The organism is Eubacterium aggregans (assembly GCF_900107815.1).
In the GTDB taxonomy this organism is placed as follows: domain Bacteria; phylum Bacillota; class Clostridia; order Eubacteriales; family Eubacteriaceae; genus Eubacterium_O; species Eubacterium_O aggregans.
Window position 1 is genome coordinate 13366 of sequence record NZ_FNRK01000014.1, and the last position, 18094, is coordinate 31459.

At 48.0% G+C, this 18094-nt stretch carries 14 protein-coding genes and 1 tRNA gene; 3 read left to right on the plus strand and 12 right to left on the minus strand.

What is annotated here, in order from left to right:
• Positions 1-13: 13 nt before the first annotated feature.
• Positions 14-1210 carry an MFS transporter gene (locus tag BLW33_RS08880; protein ID WP_090307788.1) on the plus strand — a complete coding sequence of 399 codons (1197 nt, stop codon included), beginning with the start codon at positions 14-16 and terminating at the stop codon, positions 1208-1210.
• Here BLW33_RS08880 and BLW33_RS08885 read toward each other — a convergent pair.
• Positions 1205-2386 carry a M20 metallopeptidase family protein gene (locus BLW33_RS08885; protein ID WP_090307790.1) on the minus strand — a complete coding sequence of 394 codons (1182 nt, stop codon included), beginning with the start codon at positions 2384-2386 and terminating at the stop codon, positions 1205-1207. The genes BLW33_RS08880 and BLW33_RS08885 overlap by 6 nt on opposite strands.
• Before the next feature lie 190 nt (positions 2387-2576).
• On the opposite strand from BLW33_RS08885, the gene thiT reads away from it, so the two are divergent.
• Positions 2577-3239, plus strand: a complete 663-nt coding sequence (gene thiT, locus BLW33_RS08890; protein ID WP_090307793.1) for an energy-coupled thiamine transporter ThiT — start codon at positions 2577-2579, stop codon at positions 3237-3239.
• Between the two features lie 25 nt (positions 3240-3264).
• Here thiT and BLW33_RS08895 read toward each other — a convergent pair whose 3' ends face one another.
• The 5 genes from BLW33_RS08895 to BLW33_RS08915 all read right to left on the minus strand — a co-directional run bounded on the left by BLW33_RS08895 (position 3265) and on the right by BLW33_RS08915 (position 8195).
• Positions 3265-4035 carry an ABC transporter ATP-binding protein gene (locus BLW33_RS08895; protein WP_090307796.1) on the minus strand — a complete coding sequence of 257 codons (771 nt, stop codon included), beginning with the start codon at positions 4033-4035 and terminating at the stop codon, positions 3265-3267.
• A 16-nt stretch (positions 4036-4051) separates the two neighbouring features.
• The gene (locus tag BLW33_RS08900; protein ID WP_090307799.1) at positions 4052-4834 is read right to left on the minus strand and encodes an ABC transporter permease; all 783 of its coding nucleotides are present in this window, start codon (positions 4832-4834) and stop codon (positions 4052-4054) included.
• Positions 4835-4843: 9 nt separating this feature from the next.
• Positions 4844-5791, minus strand: coding sequence for an ABC transporter substrate-binding protein (locus tag BLW33_RS08905; RefSeq protein WP_090307802.1), 948 nt, complete (start codon positions 5789-5791; stop codon positions 4844-4846).
• 34 nt (positions 5792-5825) lie between these two features.
• The gene (locus BLW33_RS08910) at positions 5826-7898 is read right to left on the minus strand and encodes an anaerobic carbon-monoxide dehydrogenase catalytic subunit (protein ID WP_090307804.1); all 2073 of its coding nucleotides are present in this window, start codon (positions 7896-7898) and stop codon (positions 5826-5828) included.
• 220 nt (positions 7899-8118) lie between these two features.
• Positions 8119-8195: transfer RNA gene (locus BLW33_RS08915), tRNA-Arg, on the minus strand.
• A gap of 175 nt (positions 8196-8370) precedes the next feature.
• Here BLW33_RS08915 and BLW33_RS08920 point away from each other — a divergent pair.
• Entirely contained in the window at positions 8371-8850 is a 480-nt protein-coding gene (locus BLW33_RS08920) for a deoxycytidylate deaminase (protein WP_090307807.1), read from the plus strand.
• A 60-nt stretch (positions 8851-8910) separates the two neighbouring features.
• Here the strand turns inward: BLW33_RS08920 and BLW33_RS08925 are convergent, their stop codons facing one another.
• From BLW33_RS08925 to BLW33_RS08950, 6 genes are all read right to left on the minus strand, one after another.
• On the minus strand, positions 8911-12123 hold the full coding sequence (locus tag BLW33_RS08925; RefSeq protein WP_176966685.1) for a response regulator: 3213 nt from the start codon (positions 12121-12123) through the stop codon (positions 8911-8913).
• A gap of 37 nt (positions 12124-12160) precedes the next feature.
• Positions 12161-12772 carry a PAS domain-containing protein gene (locus BLW33_RS08930; RefSeq protein WP_090307812.1) on the minus strand — a complete coding sequence of 204 codons (612 nt, stop codon included), beginning with the start codon at positions 12770-12772 and terminating at the stop codon, positions 12161-12163.
• 3 nt (positions 12773-12775) lie between these two features.
• A complete protein-coding gene (locus BLW33_RS08935; protein WP_090307815.1) occupies positions 12776-15961 on the minus strand; it encodes an EAL domain-containing protein in 3186 nt (1061 codons plus the stop codon).
• 68 nt (positions 15962-16029) lie between these two features.
• Positions 16030-16734, minus strand: coding sequence for a hypothetical protein (locus BLW33_RS08940; protein WP_090307818.1), 705 nt, complete (start codon positions 16732-16734; stop codon positions 16030-16032).
• Between the two features lie 13 nt (positions 16735-16747).
• Entirely contained in the window at positions 16748-17620 is an 873-nt protein-coding gene (locus tag BLW33_RS08945; protein WP_090307821.1) for a hypothetical protein, read from the minus strand.
• 116 nt (positions 17621-17736) lie between these two features.
• Positions 17737-17937 carry a cold-shock protein gene (locus BLW33_RS08950; RefSeq protein ID WP_090243411.1) on the minus strand — a complete coding sequence of 67 codons (201 nt, stop codon included), beginning with the start codon at positions 17935-17937 and terminating at the stop codon, positions 17737-17739.
• Between the last annotated feature and the right edge of the window lie 157 nt (positions 17938-18094).

Genomic DNA, 18094 nt, shown 5'->3' on the forward strand with positions numbered 1-18094 from the left:
AAAAGGAGCTGCTATGCCCGACACCTGGAAAAAGAATATTACGCTCTTCCTCATTAGCCAAACCATCTCCATGCTGGGCTCGGCCTTGACCCAATACGCCATGATCTGGTACGTCACCCTGACCACCCAATCCGGCATGATGATGACCCTTTCTACCCTGTGTACCTTTTTACCCCAGGTTTTTATCTCTTTATTCGCCGGGGTTTGGGCCGACCGATACAATCGCAAGGTCCTGATTATTCTGGCAGATGCCCTGGTGGCCCTTTCCACCCTGGGTCTGGCCATTGCTTTTATGTCCGGTTATCGGGAGCTTTGGCTTTTATTCCTCGTGGCTGGTATTCGCTCGGTGGGCACTGGGATTCAGGTCCCCACGGTCAATGCCTTAATCCCCCAGCTGACCCCAGAGGATAAGCTCATGCGCATCAATGGGATCAACGGAACCCTTCAGACCTTTACCATGCTGGTGGCTCCGGCCGTTTCCGGAGCCCTATTGGCTTCTTCCACTGTGGAAGCTGCCTTCTTTGTGGATGTGGCCACCGCTGCCATTGGCATCTCCTGCTTTGCCGCCTTTGTGGCGGTGCCCCGTCCAATTCCCGCAGAAAATGGCCGCGATACCGTACTGACGGATTTAATGATTGGCGTACGCTACACCCTCTCCCATCCCTTTGTCCGGGGGATGTTGATTTTTTATGGGGTGCTGATGTTCTTAGTCAGTCCGGCGGTTTTTCTGACCCCCCTGCTTATCGCCCGGGATTTTGCCGATGAAATCTGGCACCTCACCGCCAACGAACTGGCTTACTCCGCCGGGGCAACCATCGGAGGCTTTATGATCTCCATCTGGGGAAGCTGGAAGGACCGCACCAAAACCATTGCGGTCTTTACCATTTTATACGGCCTTCTAAGCATCGCCCTGGGGCTTTCCCCATGGTTTATCCTCTTTTTAGTCTGCATCTTTTGTGTGGGCATCACCGTTCCCTTTATCACCACGCCCTTTATTGTGGCCCTTCAGGAACGGGTGGAAGAGGGGATGATGGGCCGGGTTTTTTCCATTCTTCAAATCATCGGAACCGCGGCCATGCCCCTGGGTATGGTTCTCTTCGGGCCATTGGCGGACATTGTGAATATCCGCATTTTAATTGTCGGCACCTCTGTGGTAACCCTCTTTACCGCCTTTTTACTGCGGCGCAGTGCTATGCAGTCCCCATCATAGGGGGCTTCCAGCATTCTGGGCCACCATCACTGCCTGGACCAGCACCGATGCGGCGGTAACGAGGGCACGGTCATCGGTATGGAAGCGGGGATGGTGCAAAGCCGGGGAATCCTCCCCAGGGGTCCCACTGCCAAACCAAAACAGAAAGGCAGGGACCCGCTCCATGATTACGGCAAAATCCTCACTGGCCAGGGTGGGGGTGATGCTTTCAATATTCTCTGCGCCCACCACCTGCTCCGCTGCCCTTCGGGCCAGTGCCGTCATTTCCGGCTGATTAAAGGCCAGGGGAACCACTTCTTTATAGATAATCTCCGCGGTGCATTCGTAGGCCGCTGCGGTATTTTCCACAATGGCCGCCACCCGGCTCCGGGCCCGGTCCATGGCCGGTGCGCTTAAGGAGCGAATGGTGGCCGCCATTTTCACCTCATCCACCACCAGATTATCCATACTCCCCCCTTGGATGGCATTCACCGAACAGATGAGGTTCTCCATGGGGTCCGTATTCCGGCTAACCACAGTCTGTAATGCCTGAACGATAGCGGCAGCACAGACGATGGGGTCCACACAGAGGTGGGGCATAGAGCCGTGGCCCCCCTTTCCTGCGACAGTAATGACAAAATTAGTCTTGGCCGCCATTAAGGCTCCTTCCTTGATAATGACTTTCCCCGCCGGCACCCCGGGCCAATTGTGGAGACCAAAAAAATAATCGGGATGGACCAATTTTAGTAAGCCTGCCTCAATCATGGACCTGGCCCCGGTGGTGGTTTCCTCCGCTCGCTGGAATAAAAGGACCACATCCCCTTTCAGCTGATGCCGTTTTCGGCTGAGGGCAGCCGCTGCTCCCAGCACCGCTGCGGTGTGGAAATCGTGACCACAGGCGTGCATCACCCCTGACTTTAGGGATTTGTTAGGGCTTTCGATGGCTTCGGTCTGGGGGATAGCGTCAATATCGCAGCGCAACCCCACGGTAGGACCAGCCTCTTCCCCCTTAATCCGGGCCACCAGGCCTGTAGGGACATCCAGTTCCAGGATTTCTATCCCTGGGAGCTTTTCCAGGGCTCTGCAAATCGCACTGGTCGTTTCGTATTCCTCGTTGGATAGCTCCGGATGGGCGTGCATCCAGTTTTTAAAATCCCGAATGTGTTGTTCTTCCTCTGGGGTCAATATGACAGCCATAATCTTCCTCCTCAAATGAATTGTTCTCACTCCATTATAGACTATCCCTTTAAAAACACAAACCCAATCCCCCCTGCTGCCCCATAAAACTTGACAAAAGGTTAGACAAAGCGTATATTGAACGTGCTGGGGGCGCCCATTGGGCTGAGATTACTTGATCCGGATAATACCGGCGTAAGGAGGCAACACAATGTTAAATGTTTTCGTCGTCCCAAATGGTGATGGCAGCTACGCCCTTTCAACCGGGGGCTATATCGCCGCTGCTGTCGTTGTATTCCTCATTCTTATTTTAGCATCTACCCTCACCCAGAGCAAAAAGCCCATCGATACCCGAGAGCTGACCTTTGCTGCGGTGGCCATTGCCCTGACCATCATCACATCCTTTATCAAGCTGTGGCATATGCCCATGGGTGGGTCCATTACCCTCTTTTCCATGCTCTTTATCACCCTCATCGGCTATTGGTACGGTCCATCCTTCGGCATTCTCACCGGAGTGGCCTACGGCCTGCTGCAGCTCATTATCGACCCCTACATTTTAAGTGTTCCACAGCTGCTCATTGATTATCCCTTATCCTTTGGTGCCCTTGGCCTTTCCGGCTTCTTTTCCAAGAAAAAAAACGGCCTGGTCCTGGGATATCTCACAGGGGTCCTTGGCCGCTATTTCTTCGCCGTCATTTCAGGGGTGGTTTTCTTTGGGCTCTATGCCGCAGACTTTGGGATGTCTCCCCTGCCCTATTCGCTCTTGTATAACGGCATGTATATCGGTGGGGAAGCCGCCATTACCGTGGTGGTTCTCTTGATTCCATCGGTATCCAAGGCCCTGGACCGCCTTAAACTCCAGGCCCTCGCTTAATTCTTCCCTACACACGGGCATCCCCTTATAGATAGTACTCCAGGGGATGCTCGTGTTTTAGGTTAATGGCCTTAAAAACCCGGTCCCGCATCAGCACAAAATCATCGGAGGTCCGTTCCCGTAAATGGGGCATCTCCACATCTAAAACCGCGTGGATTCTCCCGGGATTGGCTGACAGGATCACGATACGGTCCGCCAGGTACACCGCCTCCTCTATATCATGGGTGACAAAGAGGATGGTGGTTCCGGTCTCCCGGCAGAGGGTGAGGATATCCTCCTGGAGCTTCATCCGAGTGATGGCATCCAGGGCCCCGAAGGGCTCGTCCATGAGCAGGATTTCCGGCTGTACAGCCAGGGCTCTGGCAATGGCTGCCCGCTGCTGCATCCCCCCGGACAGCTGGTGGGGGAATCTATCCCGGGCATCCTCCAGCCCCACCATTTTCAGATACTTGGTAATCATGATGTTCTGCTCTGCCCGAGTGACCTTTTTCACCTCAAGTCCCAGGGCAACATTCTGGCCGACAGTACGCCAGGGCAGCAGACCATAATCTTGAAATATAACCAGTCGATTGATGGCCGGGGCGGTCACCACCTCACCCTCAATGCGAACCGAGCCTTCCTCCGCCTTGATAAACCCTGCCACAATATTCAGCAAGGTGCTTTTTCCACAGCCCGAGGGCCCCAAAAGGCAGACCAGCTCCCCCTGTTTAATGTCTAAATTAATATTCTCTAAGACAGGGGGTGACCCTGCCCCATCCCCAAAGGATTGGAATACATTCTCTATTTCGATGAACATTCAATTCTCCTTCCGGTTATACATTTCCCAGGCCCCAGCGCTTCCGAACCCAATGCTCCAACAGCCCCACCAGCTTATTCAGCATCAAACCCAACACGCCAATAACAAGGATCATCGCCAATAACGCATCCGGACGGATGCTATTTTTGGCATCCATAATGAGAAAGCCCAAGCCCGATTGAGCCCCAATCATTTCCCCGGATACCAGAAAAATCCAGGAGGTCCCAATGGCCAGCTGAAGACTAGCGGTAATCTGGGGAAAGATGGCCGGCAGCAAAATTTTATAAACCGTCTGCCAGGGGGTCATCCCAAAATTCTCTGCCACTTTCCAATAAACGGTTGGTAGCGTGCCCACTGCCTTAACCGTGGATAGTAAAATTGGGAAAAAACCGGCGATAAAAATAATGGCGATGGCCGGAATATCCCCAATGCCTAGCCACAAGACAATAAAGGGCATCCAAGCCACCGGGGCCACGGGGCGCAGAAGCTGCACCACCGGATTCACATAAGCAAAAATTTTAGGGAAATATCCCAAAAGCAGCCCCAAGCCGACCCCAAGGAGGGCGGCCAAAGTAAAGCCAATGGCAAACCGGAGCAGACTGACTAAGATATGCCAAGGAAGCGTAACGTCCGAAAGGCTTCCGGAAAGACCCGTTCCCCACAGCTCAGTCAAGGCCAAAGCCACCTGACCTGGGGAGGGGAACAGGCTGGTGTTGACCTGCCCCAGGCTAACGGCCAGCTGCCAGAGAATGAGGATCACCAGAATCGCAATGAAACGGTGCTTAAATATATCCTTCATCTTCTCCCCCTAATTCTGGCTGTACACAAAATCATCGTAGGACGGTGGATTGGTATTGATGCCGTCAGCCTTGACCTTTTCGGACAATGCCCCATAGTCCTCCCGGGTAAGGGTCAGATTATCGTAGGATATCCACTTCAGGGATTCTTTTAGCACTGCCGCATCCTGTCCCAGATATTTCTCTGCAACGGTAGTCGCTGTTGCCTCATCCAGCTTCTGTCCCGCTTCCTGATAGCTGTCGATGACCACCTGGGCCACCTCTGGATTATTTTTGATAAAGGCCCCGTTTAGCACAAAAGCACAGCACACCGAATTCTCCCAAAGATCCCCCGATTCATACAGCACATGACCAAAGCCCTTCACCACCCCAGCGGCCCCAAAGGGCTCTGCCACACAATAGCCGTCGATGGCCCCACTGGCCAGGGAGGATGGCATTTCTGTAGGGGAAAGCTCGGTGAGCTTAACATCCTTAGCGGATAATCCCGCCTTAGCCAGGGCCTCCTGGACCAAAATATTATGGGAGGATTGGGTGGAAGGAATGGCGATGGTCTTTCCCTTTAAATCCTGGGGTGTCGTCACGGCGTCGGAGACCACCAGAACATTGCCATCCCGGTGCCCCAGGGCCACCGCCTTCAAATCGATGCCCTTGTTCACCGCTCCCATGGCCAGTTCAATGAGAACCGATGCCCCATCGATTTTCCCAGCATTGAGGGCATCCATTAGATCCGTCCAGGAACTAAATTTTTGGAGCTCAATCTGTACATCTCCCCCAGCTGCCTCCAGCAGCTCCTTTTCCTCAAATACAGGCAAGGCATGGGTGATGGGCAAATAGCCGATGGTTACTTTCTTTTGACTGGAAGCAGCAGCACCACGCCCCTGCCCCTGGCACCCCGTAAGGATAACCCCTGCAACAAGCAACACCAAAAGGGCCATGGCCCAACGCTTTTTTTTATACATTGTAAACTCCTTTTCTCATCCTCTTTTTATCCTCTTACCATCCCAGGGCTTTCCGTTTTGACTGAAGGTCCGCCACCATTTTTTCCCCAAGGGCCACGGGATCGGCATCCACCACCATGACGGCACCGAGGGTGCTGCGGGTATCCTCCTTCAAAAACCGGATGACCTTCTCCGAGCCATGAATGGGTGCCTCCACACAGTGGTAGGTGTTCACCCCCATGAGCCGAAAGCCCAGGGACGCATCCAAGCCCTTTTCGTTGGACCATTCCGGAGAAGTAAAGGCATAGGGCATCTCATGGATGGCCCTGTCGAATTCTCCGGCAATCCCTGCAAAAAAAGCCGAGGACCGGGCGTTATCAATACATTCTCCCACATGCCAAACCGGGGGAAGATTATCAGGCTCCAGGAAGGCCCGAAGGGATGCCCCCACCCGCCCGTAGGCCAGCTCTGTGGTTTGGCAGAAGCCCAGCTTCATCAATGGGAAGGAGGCACAGCCATTGGTAATGATCAGCACATTGTGCTTAAGGAGCACCTCCGCCACATCCACAATGGCCTTTTCATAAACCACCTTGGGATTATTACAGCCCACCAGATTCACTATCCCGAGGATCTCCCCTGAACGCAGAGCCTCGGCCATTTTCTCAAGGCCTCCGTGGATTTTTTGGATATACTCCACTGAAAACCCAACCTCTGCCTCAATCTCATAGGGGGGAATGAACACCGGAATGTGCCGGCGCTTTTCAAAGCTTTCAATGGCCCGCTCCACAATCCGCTCTGCAATCTGCCCTGTTTCATCGATATTGCTGTGGTGGTGGTCATATCCTATGTGCTCCGCCCCGGGCAGTCGATTGGAATCACTCGTCGTGACAACCGTTGTCTGGTAACAACGGGCCACATCCATGATTGCGGGATAGATTTCCTGGACATCTGCCACCCAGAGATCCAGGGCCCCAGTCCCCAGAACCAACTCCGCACTAATGGCATTGGACAGGGGAATAACCCCACTGTAACGATACATCGCCGCCAGGGAGGAGCAGCAGATACCATAAAACTGAATGCCTTTTGCCCCCTTTTCCCGGGCCAGCTTCTGATACTTTTCACTGTATCCTGTTTTCACGATTTCCCGGACCAGTACGGGCAAATGGCCATGGACGGCAATATTAACATAGCCCTCCTTCAGGGCCCCAATATTGGTTTTAGCCGTCGCCCGGTCCCCAATGCCCAGTAAAGCATCCGTGGCAATGGCAGCCCCCAGAACCCCACTGAAGGTAAAGACTAATCCACAGCGCAGGAATTGCCGCATGATGCTCTCCCAATCGCTATCAATGGCACAGCCCGATTTATGATAGGCTTCAAAAACCTCATGATACGCGCTAATGGGCAGGATATCCATCTCCTTCCATATCTGCTGGCGTTCCTTAGGGGCACAGGCAGAAATGGTGGCATAATCATCGGGCTCGGTTTGGGATAAATCCTTTAACAGCCGATCCGCCAAATCGATGGTAATGTGCTTAAGCTGGCGATGGGCGGTTTGAATGCCAAAGGCCTTTGCCATGGTCCGGATTTTATGCTCCCCATCGATGGCAATATCCATCTTCCCCTGGGCCGCCCATTTTAACATCAGGATAACCTCCCGGGCATGCATACCGTGTTGGGCCGCCCCGGCCGCTGCGCTGCGCAGCAGATTTCTCGCAACAATCAGGTCTGCATCTGCACCACAGACGCCCCGGGGGCTCTTCTTGGTAATCCGGCAGGGACCCATATTACAATTCTTACAGCAGGTTCCCCCCAGCCCAAAAATACACTGGGGCTGCTGGGCATCAAAGCGATCAAAGGCTGTGTCGATGTTCAGATACGCCATTCGTTCCATCATTTCCTTTACTCCAGGGTCTGGGGTTTCAGCCAACACCCGCTGTTTATTGGGAAATGTTTTTCGATAAGTGTTAACCGCCTTAGAATAATCATCTGGATAATCCTCCGAATGAACGGATTCCTTTGGGGATAAAACCTTTGGAATACCATTGCGGTCAAATTGAATTTTACTTCGATGCTGATGCTCATGATCATGTCCATGGTGCTCATGATGATCATTGTGGGTCTCTTTCATGGTCGGTCCTCCTCTATAAATATAAACATATTAAACATATATGTTATAAAATTAATGTTTCATACAGTCTAAAGGATTCCCGTGGCTTTGTCAATCATTTTTTATTTGTTCCCGTATTCAATTCTGTGCTTAAGTTTTTGATTTATCAAATTTTTCAAAAAATAAAAAAGTCTTAAACACGAGGATTCCTTGTGTTTAAGACTCTTATATTTATCGAATATGGTGCGCCCGATACGATTCGAACGTACGGCACATGGCTTCGGAGACCATTGCTCTATCCACCTGAGCTACGGGCGCTAAAAGGTTACTGGATTATTATACCTTAACTGCATAAATTGTCAATACGGATTTTCAGTCTTTTTCAAAAGAATTTCAAGAATTTTCTTGTGCAGAAAGAAAATATATTCATTTTTAAGGAATTCAAGGCAAAAAAAATGATATACTTTATGAAATAACATCAACGGAGGTTATGATGAAGCGAAATGATTATATCAGCTGGGACGAATACTTCATGGGTATTGCCCATCTGGCTGCCCAGCGCAGCAAGGACCCCGGCACCCAGGTAGGCGCTTGCATCGTCGATGCCGATAATAAAATACTGACCATGGGATACAATGGAATGCCCACAGGCTGCGATGACGACCATATGCCCTGGGAGCGGGAAGGTGATCCCTTAAACACTAAATATTTATATGTATGCCATGCTGAGTTTAATGCTATTTTAAATAGTGGCGGCCGCTCTTTAAAGGGCGCTACCTTGTACGCCACCCTCTTCCCTTGTAATGAGTGTGCCAAAGCCATTATTCAATCCGGGATTAAGCGGGTGATTTATGGGGAAGATAAATACGCCGATTCCGACAGCGTGCTGGCTTCAAAGCGTATGTTTGAAATGGCTGGTGTCACCTATGATGCCTATGTCCCCTCCGGCAAGGAGATTACCATCGAATTATAATTAACACAGATAAAAAACGTGCCCGGTACCACTCTGGTGGCAGGGCACGTTTTTTACGGATTATGGTTTCTGTTGATCAAAGCATTGCTTTAGAGTGCTGTATAGTATCTGAGTATCAATCGGCTTTGCGATATGACCATTCATTCCACTGGAAAAGACTTCGGATACATCCTCTGTGAAAGCATTCGCCGTCATGGCGTATATCGGTATCGTCGCTGCTTCAGGATGATCGGATTTACGAATTGCCTTAGCCGCTTCATAACCATCCATAAAGGGCATCTGAACATCCATCAAAATAGCGTCATAGGTTCCTGGCTCCATGGCCATAAAGCCTTCTAGCGCTTCCTTTCCATCTCCCGCGCAATCCACGCTTAGGCCAACCAGTTCCAATAAATCAATGGCAATTTCACGGTTTATTTCATTGTCCTCTGCCAATAAAATACGTTTTCCATCAAAATTATAGTCCTGTTCATCGGCCGTGGCTTTTGTATATTTTCCACCGCTTAACGTCATCAGCACATTATAAACTGTCGATTGAAACAAGGGTTTAGGGATAAACATATTCGCCCCGGCTGCCTTGGCTTCGTCTTCGATTTCAGAAAGGTCGTAGGCTGAAACGATGATGATAATCGTATCCTCATCATACAACTCCCGAATTTTTCGGGTGACCTCTACCCCATTTGTTCCCGGCATTTTCCAGTCGACAAAGCAAAGATCATAGCCACTGCCTGCTGTATAGGCATCCTGAATCCGTGTCAGAGCATCCTCCCCGCCCTCCGCTGTTTCAAATTGAACGCCAATACGTTCGAGCACTATGGTAGTGTATTCCAAGGTCTGGGCATCATCATCTACCACTAAGGCTTTAATATCCCTAAACTCTGCCGGTTCATTTTGTGATAAATCCGATATGCTGTCAAAAGGAAGTTCTACGGCGAAGGTCGTTCCCACTCCAATGGTGCTCTCCAGCGTTATGGCACCATGCATCATTTCAACCAAACTTTTAGTAATGGATAGGCCTAAACCGCTGCCCCCATGGTTTTGAGCCGTTTCCGCACTCTCCTGCTCAAAGGGCTTGAAAATACGGGTTTGCATTTCCTTGGAAATACCAGCACCGGTATCCGTAACCGCAAACCGAAAGTATATTTTTTCTCCCTGACGATCCTCTTGGGTGATTAAAACCTTAATGCTTCCACCCTTTGGCGTGAATTTATACGCATTGGACAAAAGATTCAGGAGAATTTGGTTAAGCCTCAGGGCATCCCCTACCAGCATTTCCTCTGTGACGCCAGAAAGCAATACCTCAAACTCAATTTCCTTTTCTTTACACTGCGTGTAATACAAGGTAGTAAGGGATGTTAAAAGAGCTTTTAAATCAAAGGGATTATGGGCAATTTTTAGCTTTTCACTTTCAATCGCCGACATATCCAACACATCATTGATAATACCCAAGAGAATTTTTGCAGATGCATCAATTTTAGATAAATAGTCTTTTATTTTTAGCGAATCATCCGCATGATGTTTGGCGATTTCCGTTAAACCCACAATAGCATTCATGGGTGTTCGGATTTCATGACTCATCCTGGCTAAAAATTGGGACTTGGCTTGATTCGCATGCTCTGCCTGTAGGACTGATTCGGAAAGCTGTTTATTTTTCTCCTGAATTTTCTCTGTATTTTTTTGACGAATGTTTAAAATCTGCCAAAACATAAGAACGCACAACAGGATGAGTAAAACGATAAAGATGAAAGGCACCCGATATTTGTATAGCATATCCCCCAAGGTAAGATGATAAGGCTTTCCGGTGGTATATTTGGCGATGATCTGGGACACGGTATCCTCATCGATTTGGGCGATGCTTTTATTGAGAACTGAAATCAGCATAGGATCTGATAATAGGGGATTGGAGTTCCCATTTTCATCAACAAGGGAAACCGCACTGAGGCAAAGTTGATCGCTCAGCCCCTCCACAGGAAAGGCCGACAAGCTTTCATACTGGGGCTTGGATAAAAGATAGGTCACCACATATTGGTTCTGCATCGCTAAATCGGCTTTCCCATCTAAAACCGCCTGAAAGCTTTCCTCCACCGTATCATATACGTCAATAGTAAAATTGGGATATTTAGTTTGCAAAAAAGCCTCAACACTCCCTGACCCTGTGGCCATGGCAATTTTATAAGACGCATTTTTGTCAAAGTTTGTATCAGATTTTCCTACGAATACCTTTTGGGCTGCCAAATAGGGATTCGATAGCCGTAATCCCTTTGTTTTCAGATTAATGCTGTTGTATTCCACACTGGCAATCAATCCGATTTTATTTTCCGTTAAATAGTCATAGCTGACTTTTCCTGGAGGCAAAGGAATATACTGAATGGAAAGCCCACTAATTTCGGCAATCTTATCCACAATATCCCGGGTCATTCCTGCAAATTCTCCAGTGTTCGTATCCTCATAGGACACAGGATCCTGATTCGAAACATATCCCAAATTGATGGAGCCCAGCTTTACAATATATTCCTGCTCCGCCTTACTAAACGCCTGTGAATTTTGGACATCATCAAAATATTCTTTATCCAGAGACATCTCATAATAGCGATTATTGGTGTGAATATGGGCTTGGGCGGTATCCACTCCTGTTTTAATTGAGGGATCATTCGCGTTGCAGGCAAAGTACATATCCACTGGGGTCATCCGGGCTATGACTTTATAATCATTGGTATACCGTATGGTTCCCATCATCAGGGCATCGACCTGACCAGAGTCTAAAGCCGTACGGGCCTCCTGATCAGTGGCATATTCCGACATAATGACTGAAACACCTTTTTCGGCCATGGTTTCCTGGCATAAAGAACGATAGGCTGAACCTGCAATACCGCCGATGCGCAGGCCATTGAAATTGCTGTAATCCTCGTAGGCGTAATGGGTATTATCAGTCTTCACACAAAGCAATGCACCATTTTCTCCCATGCTTTCTTCCGAAAAATCATAGAGATCCTCACGCCCGGGGGCCTTCTGTACGCCGACAACAATATCTATAGCACCTTGTTCTAGATTTTCCAGGGCCTGGCTAAAGGACAGATCCACATAATCCAAGGTCCATCCATTATAATCGGCAATATCACTTAAATATTCTGCGGCATATCCTTTCACCGTACCATCCACTTCACGCTCAATAAAATTAGGATAGTTCATCACAGCCACTTTGACTGTTTTTTCGGTACTTGCTGCCCGAACCGGCAGCGTACTGATCATAAGCATGACCACTATAATTAACATTAATTTAAACTGATGTTTCAACGGATTACACCTCCCCCTATTCCGGATTGATGGCTCTTTCCATTTTAAACTGTCCAATATTCTCTGCTGTCCCAATGGTTTTGATGGGGCTTCCCTGATCATCAAAAATATTTGTGCATCTTATTCGCCACCAAATCCGCTGACCCGAAGGTTCGTAAAGTGGAATATCATAACAAACTGCCTTTACCCCGTCATAAAGCTCTTGCTGTTTTTCTTGATACAGGCCGACATATTCTGGCGGAATGATGCCGCTCTCTACCAGAAACCGACTGTACTGAGGAATGACATCTGCAAACCCTAAATTTGCTCCCTGGATACCATTAATACACGTATCCGTTAGTAAATCGTGTTCCCAATATTGAAGTCCAGAGTGGGATAGGGCAATCTCCAGCTTTAGCCGTTGTTCATTAAGGCTCTCGGTAATCAAACGCTCCTTTGTAATGTCGATAATGGTGACATAAAACCAACCCTGTCCATTTTCATCCTGCACCAAATGGCCAATATCATGAACCCAACAGAGACTGCCATCTTCCTTTTCAATCCGATATTCGCATTCATCCACATTTCCTACCGCAATTTGAGTGCTAATTTCATTGAGAACCCGTTCCCGGTCTTCATGCCAGACCATTTTTTAAAAGGAACGGCCAAACTTTTCATCGAAACCCTGTCGGCTATAGCCCAACATTTTCAACATATTCTCACTTACAAAATCAAAGGTATCATTATCCTCTGCACGATAACGGAAAATCCCCCCTGGCATTAAATCCAGCAGCCGCTTACGGTCTTCTGAGAGATCCGTCAATTGTTTGGCAATGGCCGCCCGGGCAGTATTATCTTGAATATACTGAATCCTGGCGGTTTTGCCTCCCCATTCCGTCAGCTTTCCTTTAATGATGTAATGTTTTCCCCTCGCTTGATCGACCACCTCATGCTCACAGTACTCCTTAGACATTTCAGCCAAAGGCACGCAGTGAGGACAGGGCTCTGTATATCCCCAAATCAGATTATAGCATTTTTTCCCTGACCCGGTACGTCGGTCGCACCCTGCAATGTCACCAACGACATGATTAAGGTAGAGTACATCGTAATTCTCTGTGTCACAGACCATAATCCCATCGCTGGTTTCGTCTAAAAGCCAATCTAAATTTCGAGAAAGTACAGGGGATGGCATGGGCATTTCGTGGTCATAAATCTGATACTGGTTTTTCCCAAGCCGCTTAGCCACCAATAAGGCACTATCTCCATTCTTATAAAGGGTTTGATAATTGGTGCCTTGATCTGGTGCGATGGATACACCCGCCGTCGCTGTTATTTCCACGCCACCATACTGTACCCGGAGCTTTCTGCAAAGCAGGCTGACACGTTTATGTAGCTTTGGCAGATCCGTCAACGTTGGTAGGAAAACAGCAAATTCATCCCCTCCCAAGCGCGTGATAATATCATCCTTATCAAAATGGCATCGCAAAATATCGGCAATATCGACTAGAACCGCATCCCCCTTATCATGGCCAAACACATCGTTAATGGTCTTGAAATTATCTAGATCCAAAGTGATAAAGGCTCCATCATTGGGTCCAGGTGCTGCAAAAAACGCGTTCATCCGTGTTTCTAAAGCGATGCGGTTATACAGACCCGTCAAGGCATCGTGCTCAGCCTGATAGCGTATGGCCTCTACTTCCTGGCTCAAGAGCGTTTCTCTTTCCATGAGGCGTAACTTGGACTCTGCCAAAGCATTATTGACCCGATGTTGGGCAACCTCTGTATTATAAGGCTTTGCAATAAAATCATCTGCCCCCATGGATAGAGCTCTGGCCTCCCCCTCTTCACCAAGCTTTGAGGTAATGATTACCGGGATATCACAGGTATCCGGATTCGCTTTCAATCGTCCCAGCAGCTGGAATCCGCCCATAATCGGCATCACCAAATCCAATAAGATAATGTCGACCATTTTATAGTTTTTAAGAACATAATCGTAAGCAGTTTGTCCATTATTAATTTCGACGATGGTATAAGTGTTCCAAAAAATTTCTGCCAAAATCTTTCGGTTGACCTCAACATCATCAACGATCATCATCACCCGTTTTGTCCCTCCATTGTGGATTGCAACCTGATTGCTAGGCACATAATTTTCTGGGGAAACCGTATCACAATCGGCAATAACGGACCTTTTCAAGTGAGCTTCAAACGCGGTACGTGGCATGGGCTTTGCATAATAGTACCCCTGGACACAGTGGCAATCCATTTTTTGCAGGATATCCAGCTGGGTCTTTGTTTCCACGCCCTCTGCCACAACATCCAAATTCAGCCATTTGGCTAAACTTATAACAAAGCTCAAAATACTCGGACTTCCACCATTTTTTGTTTCATTTTGAATGAATGGCATATCCAGTTTGAGAATGTCCAGGGGCATCTGGGACAGCATATTCAGGGACGAATACCCCGAGCCAAAATCGTCCATTTCAATAACGAATCCCAAGGCCTTCAGTCTTTTAACCGTTTTGATCAGCTGCTCCGGATCTTCTGTATAGGCTGTCTCGGTGATTTCTAAATGGAGGTAACGGGGATGAATTCCGGCCTCGTCCACCAGCCCCAATAAGCACTCCGGTAAATCGGTACGGTAAATATCCAACCTTGAGATATTCACCGAAATGGGGATCAACCGCTGTCCTCGATCCTGCCAGTCTTTTAATGTTTGACAGACCGTCCGCCACACATACTGATCAAGCTTTGTAATAAAGCCATTGCGTTCAAAAATGGGAATGAAGGTCCCTGGGGACATCAATCCTTTTTTGGGATGGACCCACCGGATTAGTGCTTCTGCCCCGACGACGGCTTCCTTCTTCACATCGTATTTAGGCTGATAATATACCTTGAACTGATTGTCCTGAACCGCAATTTCCATTTCATCAAGAATGGATTGCTCAAAAAGAAGGTCTTGACGAATGATATCATCGTAGTAGGCGTAAGGTATATCGTACTGTCCCTTTATGGACTTACAGGCAATCACCCCGCGGTCGCACATCACGTTTGCCGGAATATCCAGTGCCTTAATGACATAAATGCCAAAACGAAGCCTCAGGCTGATGGGAATAGGAAATCGATTGACCTTGGCAATCATTTCATCAAAACAAGATTTGTCATAGGAGGGTCGATGGGGCAGTAAGCAGGCAAATTGATCCACACCAATCCGGCCACAAATCCCTTTTTCTGCAAAATAACTCTCCATCAAACCGGCCAAGTGTTTAAGCAGCGCATCCCCGATATCCATTCCAAATAGATCATTAACCAACTTAAAACGTTCGATATCACAGCAGATAAGGTCATAACTTTCCGATGGTTTTCCTTTAATATTCATCGTTATCTGCTCATAAAAGAATTCTTTTTTCAGGACTCCCGTCAATACATCCTTACGGACGGCATTGACCAGAGCCGCTGTTTCTCTAAGCTTGATGGTATTTGCCAATCGGTGCTTAATAACCGCAGGCTTATAGGGCTTCACTAAAACATCATTCGCTCCCATGGACAAAGCCAAAACCTCAGTGTCTGAAGCATCATCTCCAGTTGTTACAATAATCGGAATCTTTGACAAAAGCGTATCGCCGCTCATAGCTGCCATCACCTCATACCCATTCATCACAGGCATGGTAATATCCAGCAAGACCGCAGCAATACGCTCCTTTTGTTGGTGTAATATATCTAAGGCAATCTTTCCATTTTCTGCTTCCAGGATTGTGTAATCTTCCTTCAAAATCCCAGATAAAACCAGGCGGTTTACCCGCCGGTCATCCACAATCAAGACACATTTTCTCTTTGGCATCGAAATGCCCTCCCCTTTTTCTTGTCTGTTTATACCCGTATCATTTTGCCGATGCGTATTGTTCTCTTTTATTCCTCTGGATTGACCTCCACCGTTGGTGTGGGGGCTGGTGTCGCCGTTACATTATCAATTTTCTGCTGGGTCGTATGGGTAATCTCCCCAAACCAGGTCGTAATGGTGGATAAACCAAAACCGGTATTGATCCCAAAGAATCCCAGCCAAATAAATAAGGTGTACAGAATGGTCACCAGGGTAATCACCACACGTCGTCCAAAGCCACTGCGATGGTAGCGATAAAACACGTATAAGCCAAGGGGGGGGAGCGCAATGATTAAAACAACCATCGCCCATTTTTTTACCAATAGCCTTTTAAGCTTTCCTTTGGGGCTACCGCCATCTTCCCCCAATGCATCATCCGTTGGCGGCACCGCCGCTGCCGGGCCTGGTGATGGTGGATTTTGGCCAATGGGATCAAATTCCTCTTCCTCGGCATAATAATCTTCAAATTTTTCCGGATTTTTTATGACATCCGCCACACAGGATTTATACCATTCCAATACCTGCTCATCATCGCATTCGATGCGCAGGAGGACATGGCCTTGATCCTTTTTGGCAAAGCGAATGCTAATGGTGTCCGCACCGTACTCTGCCGTCATGACATCCCCCTGACGGTTTAATTTAATTTTGGTAAAATCCCCGGTATCCAGTGCTATTTCAGAGGCATCAATCCACTGGGCAAGGGTCCCTGGGGCCGATAACTTTTGCTTGTTCATTTGTTTTCATCCTTTATTTTGACGCTGCCTGCTGGATCAGCGTGTCCATCTCAGCCAGCCAGGCCTGCTTCACGGTTTGTTGGATTTCGTACCTTCCGGTGACCGCATTGTATTCAAAGAGGCGGCTAAGGGCATAGGGGCCTGTGTTTCCGCTTCCTTGGAGAATTTTGTACACCCCGATGTCATCATTGGGATCATTTAGAGTATCCTCCAGTCTCCCAAGGATAGCCATTTTCTGACGGTCACTGGTGCTGGCTGGATCTTCTAAATCAAAAATCTGGGTATCTGTTTGAACGCTCAATCCAGCTGGATTTAAAATGGTATACTCTGTAATGAGGAAATCGTGCTGCTGATTAAAGCGATCCACAAAACGAACCAACTGGAAATCGAGCTGGTTCCCCACTTCAACCGCAGAACCCTGGTCTCCCTGCCGCCTGACGATCCCCAGGTTAAAGAGTCCCTCCTGGCTGCAGTCATCCAAATCGTAGGTATAAAGGCTTTGCCATTCGCCATTAATCTCCTTCAGGATTTGAATAAAGACATCCTGATAGTACCATGTCTTTCCACCCACAGTATAGCCCATGCTTCGCCTCTCGTCTGAGCCTGAAAAGCTGGTTTTTAGCAGCTCCTCACTTTCCGGGATGAGGGAAAACACCTCCATCTGATGGATGGTCCCCTTACGATTGCAGGATACCGTGTACTTCGGAATCTTCTGATAATCATCTTCATTATTATTTTGAGCACTCACTCTAGGACCGTAGAGGCCGATATCAATTTCTACATTGCGCTCACGCACCATATAAAGCCAATAGCCGATGGCACTGGCAATGGTGACAGCCATGAGAAGGGCGCACCATTTGAAGGCATTCTTTGAGGTTTCGTCCAATTTTACATCCTTTTGGTTCTATATTTCTACTTTACCTGTATTATAACAAATAACTTGGCTTCATCCAATAAAAAAACACCCCAGAGCAACCTCCAGGGCGTTTTTCTTTAAATGAATTACTGTGCTACAACGTTCTTTGCCTGTAAGCCACGGGGGCCATCTTCGATGTCAAAAGTTACACTTTGTCCTTCGTTCAGGGTTTTGAAGCCATCGGACACGATTGCGGAAAAATGTACGAATACATCGTCGCCATCTTCACGGGAGATGAATCCAAATCCTTTTTCACTGTTAAACCATTTTACTGTACCTGCGTTCATCACGGTACCTCCTAAATCCTTAATATCCAAGGAACCGATAAAAAAATCACATATTTTCGCAAACCACTTATACTAGAGTAAAATGATCTGCAAAAATATGTGAATCAATTACTACTTCCTTAAGACAAATTAATAATAACCCAATTACAATTTTTTG

Excerpts from the sequence above, each read along its gene's own strand:
- BLW33_RS08930 (WP_090307812.1), bottom strand. The coding sequence starts at position 12,772 with ATGGTCTGGCATGAAGACCGGGAACGGGTTCTCAATGAAATTAGCACT.
- BLW33_RS08950 (WP_090243411.1), bottom strand. The coding sequence starts at position 17,937 with ATGAACGCAGGTACAGTAAAATGGTTTAACAGTGAAAAAGGATTTGGA.
- BLW33_RS08905 (WP_090307802.1), bottom strand. The coding sequence starts at position 5,791 with ATGTATAAAAAAAAGCGTTGGGCCATGGCCCTTTTGGTGTTGCTTGTT.
- BLW33_RS08925 (WP_176966685.1), bottom strand. The coding sequence starts at position 12,123 with ATGTTAATTATAGTGGTCATGCTTATGATCAGTACGCTGCCGGTTCGG.
- BLW33_RS08910 (WP_090307804.1), bottom strand. The coding sequence starts at position 7,898 with ATGAAAGAGACCCACAATGATCATCATGAGCACCATGGACATGATCAT.
- BLW33_RS08895 (WP_090307796.1), bottom strand. The coding sequence starts at position 4,035 with ATGTTCATCGAAATAGAGAATGTATTCCAATCCTTTGGGGATGGGGCA.
- BLW33_RS08880 (WP_090307788.1), top strand. The coding sequence starts at position 14 with ATGCCCGACACCTGGAAAAAGAATATTACGCTCTTCCTCATTAGCCAA.
- BLW33_RS08920 (WP_090307807.1), top strand. The coding sequence starts at position 8,371 with ATGAAGCGAAATGATTATATCAGCTGGGACGAATACTTCATGGGTATT.
- BLW33_RS08935 (WP_090307815.1), bottom strand. The coding sequence starts at position 15,961 with ATGCCAAAGAGAAAATGTGTCTTGATTGTGGATGACCGGCGGGTAAAC.
- BLW33_RS08885 (WP_090307790.1), bottom strand. The coding sequence starts at position 2,386 with ATGGCTGTCATATTGACCCCAGAGGAAGAACAACACATTCGGGATTTT.
- thiT (WP_090307793.1), top strand. The coding sequence starts at position 2,577 with ATGTTAAATGTTTTCGTCGTCCCAAATGGTGATGGCAGCTACGCCCTT.
- BLW33_RS08940 (WP_090307818.1), bottom strand. The coding sequence starts at position 16,734 with ATGAACAAGCAAAAGTTATCGGCCCCAGGGACCCTTGCCCAGTGGATT.
- BLW33_RS08900 (WP_090307799.1), bottom strand. The coding sequence starts at position 4,834 with ATGAAGGATATATTTAAGCACCGTTTCATTGCGATTCTGGTGATCCTC.